Source organism: Winogradskyella sp. 3972H.M.0a.05 (genome assembly GCF_040493455.1).
Classification (GTDB): domain Bacteria; phylum Bacteroidota; class Bacteroidia; order Flavobacteriales; family Flavobacteriaceae; genus Microcosmobacter.
This window is the reverse complement of record NZ_JANFDA010000002.1, coordinates 289,524-302,429: the sequence shown is the minus strand read 5'-3', so window position 1 is coordinate 302,429 and position 12,906 is coordinate 289,524. Positions and strand designations below refer to the sequence as shown.

Below are 12,906 nucleotides of genomic sequence, written 5' to 3'. Positions count from 1 at the left end.
TTTCTATTTCTGCATTTTAAAATAGTAATCGCAAGAACGCTTACCAGAACCGTAAAATAGAAAGAAAAGACTAACCACTAAAACAATCAAAGCAATTAATGACTCTGTAGTGTTGTCTTCCATTCCGAAATTAATAATGACTGCACCAATTAAAATTGGCAATTGAGCAATTACTGCCCATCTCGTTAATAGACCAAAAATGATAAGCAAGCCTCCAATAAAGTGTGCAGGAGCCACGTAATGAAGTAAAACAACATTACCAGCTATACTCTGAAAAGGTTTTGCTAAATCTGCAAGTACTTCAATGTTTCCCATGAACTGGAATCCTTTGTAAAATAGGAAAGCACCCAAAGCTATACGAAGTAAATCGATAGGAAGATACGTGTGTCTATTGGCCCATTTGTTTAATGATTTAATAGTACCCATAATATGTTCCATTTATGTGTCCCTATAAAATACTGAAAAATAACGAGATAAGAAAATAGAGATTATGTATTAGCGTCTAGATCTAGTTATTCTGTAAAACCAAACTGAAGCCAGAACACCAACAAGACTGAACGCTGTAAGGACTAAAAATGCATGCTGTAAGCCAAGAACTTTATCAGGATTATCAACTAAAATACCGAACATTGGCCCAGAAAAAATATCTGGTGTATAACCGATTATAGACACTAAACCTACGGCAGTACCAGTTAGAGCGATAGGGATTTTGGCTTCTTCAAGCGTGGCAAAGTATAACACTCTACAAGAATAAATACCAATAGCAATTAATAAGATATTGATTACAAATAAAACTGTGGTACTATCGTCAATAATTCCAATAGCAAATAGTATACTCGATAAGGTCGTTAATAAGAACCCGATGATTAGCCATAGTGACGCCCTAGTTCTATCTGCCATAAAGCCTATAGCAACACCGATAATTGGTCTTATATACAACAATGAAGTACCAACACCTGCAGATTTTATAGCATCGTAATGCATAACATCTGTTGCGTAGAGTGTGAATAAATCACTTGCTTTGTAACCTGTATAAGCACATAGAATAATCACCATCAGTAATCTGATGGAAGGAATTTCCAAAAGGATTTTGAAGCTTGAAACATCAAAGGTGTTTACTACAGATTCATTGTTATCAGCATTTTGGGATGGTTTCAAAAATAAATAAACCAAAACAGCAATAACACCAACAATAGCTGAGCAAGTAAGTATCACTTGCTTGAACGCATACTGACGTTCCACCAACGAAGTTTCAGAAATATCAACATCAATAAAAAGCGAAAATATAACGACGCCAATAGAGCCAAAAGCAGCAGCTACTAAGCCACGACCACCATCTAAAAAACCAAAAGCAATGCCTTGTTTGTTCGCTCCACCCCAAAGACGTGTAGCCTTAATCATTGCAGCCCAAAACAGAAATATGGTTGTAAAACCCCAATAGCCATAGAGGTATTTTAAGTTAGTATATTCAGGATAGGTTGAAAAATACAATCCTCCTAAAGCAGTTAACAAAAGGGCAGAAGCCATTAAGTTTTTTGGATGAAACTTATCTGCTAATGGACCACCAAATAAATATGAAAATAATGCTACAATCCCATAAATGGAAAAGCAATAACCAAGCTGTTCATTATTAACCGCAAAGGTTTCAAGGAAAGTAGGTCTAAAAATACGCTGTAAAACAAAAGGTAAAATAAACACAGCTTCTGCTGCTAATATCAGTAATATTATAACAAAAATTGATTGCTTATTAGAGTCCTTTTGTTGCATATTACACTTGCAACACGCCCAAATTAAAAGGCTTTTCAATAGGAGCGTGGTTTGCAGCTTCAATACCCATAGAAACCCATGTACGAGTTTCTAAAGGATCTATAATGCCATCTGTCCAAAGTCTTGCAGCTGCATAATATGGAGATACTTGGTTGTCATATCTCGACTTTATCTTATCAAATAGTTCTTTTTCTTTTTCAGGAGTAATAGTTTCACCTTGTTTTTCAAGCGAAGCTTTTTCTATTTGAAGTAAAACTTTTGCTGCAGAATTACCACTCATTACTGCTAACTCAGCACTTGGCCAGGCAACAATAAGTCTTGGATCATAAGCTTTTCCGCACATGGCATAATTTCCTGCACCATAGCTATTACCAATAACAATAGTAAACTTAGGCACTACTGAATTACTTACTGCATTCACCATTTTAGCACCATCCTTTATGATGCCACCATGTTCACTTTTGCTACCAACCATAAAGCCTGTAACATCTTGTAGGAACACCAAAGGAATTTTCTTTTGATTACAATTGGCAATAAATCGTGTGGCTTTATCGGCACTATCATTATATATGACTCCGCCGAATTGCATTTCGCTAGGCTTTGTTTTTGCACCTTTAGTTTTAACGATATGACGTTGGTTAGCCACAATACCAACAGCCCAACCATCAATTCTGGCATATGCTGTTATTATAGTCTTTCCATAACCTGCTTTATATTCGTCATATTCTGAATTGTCAACCAATCGCTTTATGATTTCATACATGTCGTATTGATCTGCACGAGATTTAGGCACAATACCATAGATGTCATCCTGATTTTCAGAAGGTTTTTGAGGTTTTGTTCTGTTGAAGCCAGCCTTATCATAATCCCCAATTTTATCCACTAAGTTTTTAATAGTGTCTAATGCGTCTTTATCATCTTTGGCTTTGTAATCCGTAACACCAGAAATTTCGCAATGCGTTGTTGCGCCACCAAGCGTTTCATTATCAATTGATTCTCCAATAGCTGCCTTTACTAAATAACTACCAGCCAAGAAAATACTTCCCGTTTTATCGACGATCAATGCTTCATCACTCATTATCGGTAGGTAAGCACCACCAGCAACACAGCTTCCCATTACAGCAGCAATTTGCGTAATACCCATACTGCTCATTACCGCATTATTTCTAAAAATTCTTCCGAAGTGTTCTTTATCAGGAAAGATTTCATCTTGCATAGGAAGATACACACCAGCGCTATCCACTAAATAGATAATGGGTAAACGGTTTTCAATGGCAATCTCCTGTGCACGAAGGTTCTTTTTTCCTGTCATTGGGAACCAAGCACCAGCTTTCACAGTAGCATCATTGGCAACAACAATACATTGTTTGCCTTTTATGTAGCCAATCTTTACAACAACACCAGCCGAAGGGCAACCACCATGCTCGTGATACATATCTTCAGCGGCAAAAGCACCAATTTCTATGCTTTTGGCTTTACTATCTAAGAGGTAATCTATGCGCTCTCTTGCGGTTAATTTGCCTTTTGCATGATGCTTGTCAATGCGTTTTTGTCCACCGCCAAGCTTAACTTTGGCTAAGCGCTTTTTTAATTCTGAAACTAATAATTTATTGTGATCTTCGTTTTTGTTGAAGTTTAAATCCATGTAAGCATTCTTTGACGCTAAAATACGAAACCAAAAATTCCCACGAAAGTGGGAATTGAAGGAGTTTTAAAGTATGTTGATTGATTTAGTTTAAGACTGCTTCTACAGTATAGCCTTGCTTTCGTAAAAGATTAATGACTCCGTTTTCTCCACCGAGGTGTCCAGCACCTACACCAAAGAAGGTAGGTGTTTCCTCAGCAATACTTTCAATTTTTGAAATCCAATTCTTATTACGTTTTTCAAGAAGTTTATCGCTGTGCTTCGAGCTTATCAAATAGTTTTCATCTTCCATGATATCCATAAGCTTGTTTAAGTCTTCTTTATTATAGGCCTTCAACATTTCTGCAAAGAATTTTTTATCAAATTCCAGATTGTCCTTTGCGGAGCGCAATAAATCTTTTAGTTGATCCTCATAAGGAATAGCATCAAAAACGGCCAATTGTTCTTTTACGGTTTCTAGACCTAGAATTTCTTCATTCTGAGTTTTGGTCACTTTCATAAGTTCACCTTCAAAAGATTCTACAGGGCAATCTAGCATTTTTGGATAAAACATCGCATTGATGAAGAAGGGCTTCATAGAATTAAACATCTCTAAAGGCATCCCCATTTCATTGGTCATAAACGTATTGAGCATGTTATACTCTTCTTTAGTAAGCATACTTTTTAAAGTTTTACCATCTTTCATCATTACATCGCTCATCATATCCATTTGCAAGCTGGGATCATCCATATCCAGTTCTAGAACAAGTTGAGATGTTTCTTCTAATGCTTGCAAAACCTTTGTGCTTAGTGAAGCATCACATGTGATATGTACTGTGCCATACAAGTAGGAAGATTGTTCCAGATCATTTCCTGAAATTTTCCAGAGTAAAGAATTTTCTAATTTTTGAGCTTGGGCTTGCGAGAAACAAAGTATAGTGATAAAAAGCGCTTTGAGAATAAATTTCATGGAAGTTTTGATTTTCTATTGGTATGAAAGTTAAGTGAATTGTTACACAAAAAATGTTTTTTTACAAAGAAGGCCTCTTTAAATATAAAGAAGCCTTCCAAATTAACTAGCACCACTTCTGATGCTCCTAAAATGAATCGTTATAATTTTACTGCAGCCTGTTTTATAGACTTCATACGGTCTTCAAAGTTTAATGTATCCACAGGATTTTGAATTGCTGAGAAAAGATTCATGAAATCCTCAGTATGAATTTCTCTTTGCTGTTTCAGAAGGTTAAAATGCACAAAACTACTCCACAAGATTGCCTTGAGCTGGCTTTTATCTTCATTATACATGCGCATTTCTACGTAAAGTTCACTATCAGTATAATGCAAAAGTTGCGATTGCATAGTCACTTTTTCCATTAGAAAAGCAGGTTTTAAATAAGCGATTTGACTAGTGCCTACAACCCAGCTTTTACCTTCTTTTCTGGCCATTTTGTATATATCTATGTCGTACACCTCTATAAGCATATCCTCTCTGTGATTCATAAAATAGTTGAGATAACTAGAATTATTGAGGTGGTTAAATGGATCGCAATCTTGAAACCTGATAATAGCTTTACTTTCTAAGACTTTTGGTAATGAATTCATTGATTTGTTTTGTTAGTAAAATATACCAAAAGGTATATTCTTGATTAAAAAAATATTATTTACTCATTTCGTTTGTAATTATAGCGTCAATTTGGTCCGTAGCATCTTTTAAATAAAACTCATCATCCATAGTATAAGTCATGAATATTGCGCCTTGTATTATGCTATCGATTCTTTTGGCATAGGTCATGGCATTAATTTTTGAAGTAATCTCACCAGCCTCAATGCCTTTTTCAATTAAAGCAGCTACCTGATCTTGAATTTTTTCAATGGTTTGGCGCACTTTCTTCAACAATAATGTATTCTGGTTGTTAGCATCTACACCAATATTGAGTACAGGACATCCACCTAATCGCTTACTATAATTGTAATAGTTTCTATAAAAATCTGAAATCAAATAAAGCTTTTGCTTTGGCGAATCACTTTGTTCCAGGTGATCGCCTATCTGCTTCATCAATTTTTTAATAGTGTGTCTAAATGCAGCAATAGCCAGCTGTTCTTTATTTTCGAAATTACCATAAATAGCACCTTTAGTGAGACCAGTAGCATCTGTAATATCTTTCATGCTAGTAGCTGCATAACCATTCTGATTAAAAATAGGAGCAACGGTCTCTAAGATATACTGCGTTGTAAGTTCAGCTTTTGTTTGCATAGGGTAAATATATAAAAAATATACCAAACGGTATATTTTTTATATATCAAAAACGGAAAGCAACACATTATTGTTGAACCTACGCGTCGATATCAACATGTGTTGCTTCCTCTAACCAATCATTTATAAGACTGTTTATTTAAATTATTGTTACAGTGAAAACTTCGATTTTAGCCTATTTTAACTAAAACTCTTCACTAACAAGATCACTTTGGTTTCTAAATACCAGTTTATCATCAAAAGAATCTAGTAAAATGATACTATCTGTAGTCACTTTTCCAGCTAGGATTTCTTTGCTTAATGCATTCAATACTTCTTTCTGAATGACACGTTTCACTGGTCTGGCTCCATATTCTGGATTGAAACCTTTATCTGCCAAATATGCGATAGCTTCTTTTGTAGCGTCAAATGTAATGCCTTGCTGAGCAATCATTTTAGTTACAGATTTTAACTGAAGCTCAACAATGTCCACAATATTACTTTTGGTTAATGGTGTGAACATGATAGTGTCATCAATTCTGTTCAAGAATTCTGGACGCACACTTTGTTTCAGAAGACCAAGTACTTCAACTTTTGCAGCTTCAACAGCGGTGTCCATATCTTTTACAGATTCGAACTTCTCCTGAATGATATGACTACCCATATTTGAGGTCATGATGATAATCGTATTTTTAAAATCAGCAATACGACCTTTATTGTCCGTTAATCGACCTTCATCAAGTACTTGAAGAAGAATATTGAAGGTGTCTGGATGCGCTTTTTCAATTTCGTCCAGTAATACTACAGAATATGGTTTGCGTCTCACAGCTTCGGTTAACTGACCGCCTTCATCATAGCCTACATAACCTGGAGGCGCTCCAACCAATCTACTCACTGCATGACGTTCTTGATATTCGCTCATATCTATTCTAGTCATGGCGTTTTCATCATCGAACAGATATTCGGCTAATGCTTTTGCTAATTCTGTTTTACCAACTCCAGTTGTACCTAGGAACAAGAATGTACCTATTGGTTTTTGTGGATTTTGTAAACCAGCTCTAGAGCGTCTCACGGCATCACTGACAGCGACGATAGCTTCTTCTTGCCCTACTACACGCTTGTGTAATTCGTCTTCTAAACGCAATAGCTTTTCGCGTTCACTCTGAATCATTTTAGTGACAGGAATTCCTGTCCATTTTGCTACAACTTCTGCAATGTCTTCATAAGTCACTTCCTCTTTAATCAATGCATTTTCTTGTTGCGCTTGTAATTGCTTTTGAAAACCTTCAAGTTGTTCTTGAGCATTCTTTATTTTTCCATAGCGCAATTCGGCTACTTCGCCATAGTTACCTTCGCGTTCCGCACGTTCGGCTTCAAGCTTATAGTTTTCTATGTCTTGTTTTATATTCTGAATATTATCAACGACTTCTTTTTCAGATTTCCACTTCGCATTAATCTCGTTTCGTTCTTCTTTGAGATTCGCTAAATCTGAACGTAATGTTTTTAACTTAGACTCATCCTTTTCGCGCTTAATGGCTTCAATCTCAATTTCTAATTGCATGATCTTTCTATCCAAAACATCTAATTCTTCTGGCTTAGAATTGATTTCCATACGTAGCTTAGAAGCAGCTTCATCCATTAAGTCAATTGCTTTGTCTGGCAAGAAACGGTTGGTGATATAGCGATTAGATAGTTCTACCGCACCAATAATCGCTTCATCTTTAATGCGAACCTTGTGGTGCGTTTCATATTTTTCTTTGATACCTCTTAGGATAGAAATCGCACTTTCTGTATCTGGCTCATTGACCATCACTTTTTGAAAACGTCTTTCTAGAGCTTTATCCTTTTCAAAATACTTTTGGTATTCATCTAGAGTTGTTGCACCAATGGCTCTGAGCTCACCTCTTGCTAAAGCAGGCTTTAAGATATTAGCTGCATCCATGGCACCTTGTCCGCCACCAGCACCAACAAGCGTGTGTATTTCGTCAATGAATAATACGATATCTCCTTCACTAGTGGTTACTTCTTTAATGACTGCTTTTAAGCGCTCTTCGAATTCACCTTTGAACTTGGCACCAGCGATCAAGGCTCCCATATCTAGGGCAAAGATTTGCTTGTCCTTAAGATTCTCTGGAATATCGCCATCTATAATTCTATGTGCCAAACCTTCTGCAATGGCAGTTTTTCCAGTTCCAGGTTCACCAACCAAAATAGGGTTGTTCTTAGTGCGTCTAGACAATATTTGAAGAATGCGTCTTATCTCTTCGTCGCGTCCTATTACTGGATCTAACTTACCGTCTCTGGCTAGCTGATTAAGGTTTTTGGCATATTTGTTTAAGGAGTTGTATGTTTCTTCTTGACTTTGTGACGTCACACGATCTCCTTTGCGCAATTCCTCAATGGCCGCTTTTAGTTCTTTTTCAGTGACGCTCTGGTCCTTTAAGATTTGAGCAATCTTACTTTTAGATTTGAATATCGCCAATATCAAATGCTCGATAGAGACGAAATCATCATTCATGTTTTTGGCAATGATTGAGGCTTCATTTAGCGATTTGCCAGCTTCTCTAGACAACATCAGTTCTGCTCCAGAAACTTTAGGTAAGCTGCTCAGTTCTTTATCTAGAATTTGTTCTAAAAGAGACACATTCACATTCAACTTTTTTAAGAGGAATGGAATAACGTTTTCATCTACAGACATTATGGCTTTGAACAGGTGTTCGTTCTCGATCTGTTGATGACTCAAGCCTTGAGCAATTTGTTGTGCTTGCTGTATGGCTTCTTGTGATTTTATGGTGAAATTATTAAAGTTCATATATACTGTAATGTTTTATTTTCACAGTTTTACTTTCAATTTCCTTACCATTAGAACAAGAACGACAAAATGTCTGCAAATCATTGATTATTAGTGACGTTTTGTCGCTTAGCGATGATGTTGAATCATTAAAAAAGCGAGTGTAAAACTCGCTTTTTAATTAATTGCTTTTATCGTTTTTGTACTTTTCTGAATATCGTTTCCAGAGTTTGGTTTGATGTGATTCCAAACTGATTTGTCGACCATCTATAAAGGCATGTGTCAATAGATTGGTACGCATATCCAAAGCATCTCCTTCACTGATAAAAAGTGTTGCGCTTTTTCCTGTTTCGAGTGAACCATAGTTATCATCAATACCTAAAATTTTTGCTGTATTAGATGTTATAAGTTGCAATGCTTGTTCTTTAGTTAAACCATACGCGACAGTGGTTCCTGCGTAGAAGGGTAGGTTTCTAGAGTTCATGCGTTCCATCTGACCGCTGGTTTCCAAACCTACTAAAACTCCTTTATCTACTAATAGCTTTGCTAAGCGGAATGGTAAATCATAATCTGCATCTTCACCATTTGGTCTTGTATGGACACGTCTCAATAGAACAGGAATGTTATTTTCTACCAGTAAATCAGTGACTTTATATGCATCATAACCACCAACAATTACTGGATGTTTTATGCCATTGGCTTTAGAAAAATTAATAGCATCAATGATGCCCTTTTCATCATTGGCATGAATGTAAAATTTCTTAGAACCATCAAAGAGACCAGCAAGGGCTTCAAAAGGTAAATTGGTTTCACTTTTATCTCCTTGACTATAAACTTTGCTATTATTGAAATAGTCGGCTAATTCGTCTAACTGCTTTGAATAGTTTTTGTTGGGTTTCAAAGCTGGGTCTTCGCCAAGCCACCAACGTCCTCTAGTGAAGCTATTTGGCCAGTTGATATGAATGCCTTCATCTACTTTTATTGCTGCGTCTTCCCAGTTCCAGGCATCAAACTGTACAATAGAGGAGGAGCCAGAAATACGACCACCTCTTGGTGTAATCTGCCCTAATAAGACTCCATTTGGTCTCATGCTTTCAGTGATTTTTGACTCGGCATTGTAAGCAATGATACTACGAATATGCGGATTGTATAATCCAACTTCTGCATCGTCATCTGTAGCTCTAACGGCACTAATTTCTACAAGACCATGTGTTGCATTAGCAACAATGAATCCCGGATAGACATGTTTTCCATTTGCAGAGATAACCTCCATGCCTTTAAGGTCCATTTTTACTACCGTACCATCCACGATGGTTTCAATCTTCCCATCTTTAAGAATGATAAGTGCATTATCAATAACGTTGCCATTACCAATATGAGCAGTAGCTCCAATGATAGCTATTGGAGTCGTTTGTTTAGCAGCTGGTGTTTGCTGTGCATTACCAACTAAACAAATTGCAAAAACTAATAAGAATCTATATATATGTTTCATGATCTTAGTATTAATGTTGATGATATTGATGATCTTCATAATCGCAATGCATTACTGCTTTCTCTTTTTTCTTGATAGGCTGAGTTTTTAATCCCTTGTTCTTAGCCTTCATCATCATATTGATAAGCTCACTTTTGTCTTTCTGTACTTGGGCTCTCATTCGTTTGTCTTTTTCAATATCGAAGTAAGTGACACCTTCAATAATCGTTTTTTCTGCCTTTGCATAAATTGACAAAGGATTATCGGACCATAGTACAAGATCGGCTTGCTTACCTACTTTTATACTTCCTACTTTATCATCGATATGTAATAGTTTTGCTGGGTTTAGTGTTACGAACTTCCACGCATCTTCTTCGCTGACACCACCATACTTTACAGACTTTGCTGCTTCTTGGTTTAAACGTCTCGACATCTCAGCATCATCACTATTTATAGCAGTAACGACACCCTGATTATGCATAATCGCTGCATTATAAGGAATAGCGTCGTTAACTTCATATTTATAAGCCCACCAATCGCTAAAAGTTGAGCCACCTGCACCGTGAACCCTCATTTTATCTGCTAGTTTATAGCCTTCAAGAATGTGCGTAAATGTGTTAATACTGAAATTAAATCGCTCTGCTACTTTCATGAGCATATTGATTTCACTCTGAACATAAGAATGACAACTTATAAATCGCTCCTTGTTGATGATTTCAGCTAGCACTTCAAGCTCTATATCCTTACGATAAGGTTTGCCGCTTTTCTTTGCTTTATCATAGGCTTTGGCTCTATTGAAGTAGTCCATGTAGACTTGTTCTACACCCATTCGAGTTTGTGGGAAACGTATCCTCTGGTTATCGCCCCAGTTACTTTGCTTAACGTTTTCACCCAAAGCAAACTTTATAAATTTAGGTGCGCCATCAAATACCAAATCGTCCGCAGGATGGCCCCATTTTAGTTTAATAATCGCAGAGCGACCACCAATAGGGTTGGCTGAACCATGAAGTATTTGAATTGTCGTAACACCTCCTGCTAGGTTTCTGTAGATGTCAATGTCTTCGGCATCTAACACGTCTTCTATAGATACTTCTGCAGAGGAGTTGTGTCCAGATTCGTTTATTGATGTTGCTGCAATATGTGAGTGTTCATCAACAATACCAGAAGTGAGATGTTTACCTGTGGCATCAATGACTTTAGCATTAGAGTCTGAAAGGTTTGAGCCGATTTTAGAAATCTTTCCATTCTTAATGAGAACATCTGTACTCTCCATAATACCATCAGATTCATTTGTCCAAACTGTAGCGTTTTTGAATAATAATGTTTCTGCTTTTGGTAAAGTGGTAGAACCATAGGCCATGTTTGGATAGGTCACAGGAAATATCTTTGGAGTTTCAGAACCTTTATCTTCTGGCTTGGTGTCTTCATCCTTGGATTCAGGGACATCTTTCTTAGCTCTAAATATGGTCTCATTTCCGTTTGGGAAAATAGCTTTGCCTTTCAAATTTCCAGAGTCTAAAACATTGGCTGTAACTCGGATGAATTTCTGAGTGGTTGTGTCTTTTTCAGTAAACGAAAGATTGACCCAGTCATTGGCATAAGTGAGTTTACTTCCTCGCTTAGCATTACCGCTTGTAACTTCAGACTTTGGCTTGGAAAGTTCTCCACTAATGGATAATTCATAGGATTGATTTCCTATATTGAAAGCGTACTTACCTCTGATATCCTTAACATTCATATCCTGAATCACGTGCTTCTGTCCTTGAACCCAGTTTTCGTAAAGCTTGGTTTTCTTATCAAAAATATCTCCAGACGTAATTAAGAAGTTTGCATAAGAACCATTTTTTAAGCTCCCAATTTCATTAGACTTTCCTAGTATTCCTGCAGGAACAGTAGTCAGAGCTTCTAAGGCTTTGGTTTTATCCAAACCATGAGCAATAGCATCCATGAGTTTAGATTTAAAATCTTTAGCAGACTTTAAGGAGTGCGTTGTCAATGCAAACGTTACGTTATTGTCGGCTAATACTTTTGGATTGGTTGGTTCCTGATTCCAGGCTTTCATATCGCTAAGTGATAATGAAGCTGTTAAGAATGCATTTTCAACATCATAAGCTTTTCTAAAGTTGATAGGAATAATAAACTTAGCGTTAGTAGCCTTAATTTCATCGATACGTTCATATTCGTCTCCACCACCTAAAAGCACATACTGAACACCGCTTTCATCGCCAACATTGTCGGCACGTATAGCAGTAATCTTGCTTCCTGCAGCAAAGATTTGCGGTAAGGTTTTGTTGTCTATCAATGCCTCCAGAGACATATCTTTTGTCTTAGATGCTCCTGTTGCATACCAATCCGCGTCTAAATACATTTGTCTTAGGAGTGCTATACTTCCCATTTGGGATGTAGGATAGGATTGCCTTGAGGCTAAACTTTTTCTAAAGGATAGGTACTGCGCAGAATGATCATCAAGAATTCTATCAGCATTTTTACCAGAAGAATTTAGAGCTACTAAAACTCCCGATCCTCTCACGATACCATCTTGCATGTGTGTGTTCACAACGCCAAAGCCTTGCTTTCTCATTGCTTCAGCTTTTTTGGAATCGTACTTAAAACTTTTTATACCTCTTTGCTCAGGCATTATGTGGTCGTTCCAATAATAGCCTGAACGACTTGCATCATACTGAGGTGTATTGCCAGTTGCGCGTTTTGGTTTTTCTATTCCAAAATCTGTGAATACATCTATAAATGAAGGATAGATACTTTTACCTGAAAGGTCTACAATGTTGGAATTTTTTGGAATGTTGATGTCGGCACCAGAGTTAACGACTTTACCATCTTTGATTAATAAAGTACCATTCTCAATAGTTTGTGAAGGTGAGACATGGATTGTGGCATTGGTTAGTGCAGTGTAGTTGCTATTTTGTGTTTTTACTCCAGTGTTATTAGGAAAATAATCCTGCGAGTAACTATTTAAACACCATAAGAAAAGAACTGCAATTGCTAAAAGTCTTTGCATATAG

Annotated in this window: 9 protein-coding genes; all 9 read right to left on the bottom strand. The window is 36.8% G+C overall.

Translation table 11 applies throughout. The features are described 5' to 3' along the window. Window positions 1-3: 3 nt before the first annotated feature. Window positions 4-426: a DoxX family protein gene (locus tag NCE97_RS04825; RefSeq protein ID WP_353777769.1), complete on the bottom strand. Its 423-nt coding sequence runs from the start codon at window positions 424-426 to the stop codon at window positions 4-6. A 69-nt stretch (window positions 427-495) separates the two neighbouring features. Beyond that, window positions 496-1,767 carry an MFS transporter gene (locus NCE97_RS04820; RefSeq protein WP_353777767.1) on the bottom strand — a complete coding sequence of 424 codons (1,272 nt, stop codon included), beginning with the start codon at window positions 1,765-1,767 and terminating at the stop codon, window positions 496-498. A gap of 1 nt (window position 1,768) precedes the next feature. Further along, window positions 1,769-3,412, bottom strand: a complete 1,644-nt coding sequence (locus NCE97_RS04815) for an acyl-CoA carboxylase subunit beta (protein ID WP_353777765.1) — start codon at window positions 3,410-3,412, stop codon at window positions 1,769-1,771. Window positions 3,413-3,497: 85 nt separating this feature from the next. Further along, window positions 3,498-4,361 (bottom strand): TraB/GumN family protein, encoded by an 864-nt coding sequence (locus tag NCE97_RS04810; protein ID WP_353777764.1) that lies wholly within the window; start codon window positions 4,359-4,361, stop codon window positions 3,498-3,500. A 140-nt stretch (window positions 4,362-4,501) separates the two neighbouring features. After that, window positions 4,502-4,993 (bottom strand): acyl-CoA thioesterase, encoded by a 492-nt coding sequence (locus NCE97_RS04805; RefSeq protein WP_353777763.1) that lies wholly within the window; start codon window positions 4,991-4,993, stop codon window positions 4,502-4,504. Between the two features lie 55 nt (window positions 4,994-5,048). Further along, entirely contained in the window at window positions 5,049-5,645 is a 597-nt protein-coding gene (locus NCE97_RS04800) for a TetR/AcrR family transcriptional regulator (protein ID WP_353777762.1), read from the bottom strand. A gap of 184 nt (window positions 5,646-5,829) precedes the next feature. Beyond that, window positions 5,830-8,436 (bottom strand): ATP-dependent chaperone ClpB, encoded by a 2,607-nt coding sequence (clpB, locus tag NCE97_RS04795; RefSeq protein WP_353777761.1) that lies wholly within the window; start codon window positions 8,434-8,436, stop codon window positions 5,830-5,832. Window positions 8,437-8,596: 160 nt separating this feature from the next. After that, window positions 8,597-9,907, bottom strand: a complete 1,311-nt coding sequence (locus NCE97_RS04790) for an amidohydrolase family protein (RefSeq protein ID WP_353777760.1) — start codon at window positions 9,905-9,907, stop codon at window positions 8,597-8,599. 10 nt (window positions 9,908-9,917) lie between these two features. Then, window positions 9,918-12,902, bottom strand: coding sequence for an amidohydrolase family protein (locus NCE97_RS04785; RefSeq protein ID WP_353777759.1), 2,985 nt, complete (start codon window positions 12,900-12,902; stop codon window positions 9,918-9,920). Window positions 12,903-12,906: the final 4 nt, after the last annotated feature.

Excerpts from the sequence above, each read along its gene's own strand:
- NCE97_RS04815 (WP_353777765.1), bottom strand. The coding sequence starts at position 3,412 with ATGGATTTAAACTTCAACAAAAACGAAGATCACAATAAATTATTAGTT.
- NCE97_RS04790 (WP_353777760.1), bottom strand. The coding sequence starts at position 9,907 with ATGAAACATATATATAGATTCTTATTAGTTTTTGCAATTTGTTTAGTT.
- NCE97_RS04805 (WP_353777763.1), bottom strand. The coding sequence starts at position 4,993 with ATGAATTCATTACCAAAAGTCTTAGAAAGTAAAGCTATTATCAGGTTT.
- clpB (WP_353777761.1), bottom strand. The coding sequence starts at position 8,436 with ATGAACTTTAATAATTTCACCATAAAATCACAAGAAGCCATACAGCAA.
- NCE97_RS04785 (WP_353777759.1), bottom strand. The coding sequence starts at position 12,902 with ATGCAAAGACTTTTAGCAATTGCAGTTCTTTTCTTATGGTGTTTAAAT.
- NCE97_RS04825 (WP_353777769.1), bottom strand. The coding sequence starts at position 426 with ATGGGTACTATTAAATCATTAAACAAATGGGCCAATAGACACACGTAT.
- NCE97_RS04810 (WP_353777764.1), bottom strand. The coding sequence starts at position 4,361 with ATGAAATTTATTCTCAAAGCGCTTTTTATCACTATACTTTGTTTCTCG.
- NCE97_RS04820 (WP_353777767.1), bottom strand. The coding sequence starts at position 1,767 with ATGCAACAAAAGGACTCTAATAAGCAATCAATTTTTGTTATAATATTA.
- NCE97_RS04800 (WP_353777762.1), bottom strand. The coding sequence starts at position 5,645 with ATGCAAACAAAAGCTGAACTTACAACGCAGTATATCTTAGAGACCGTT.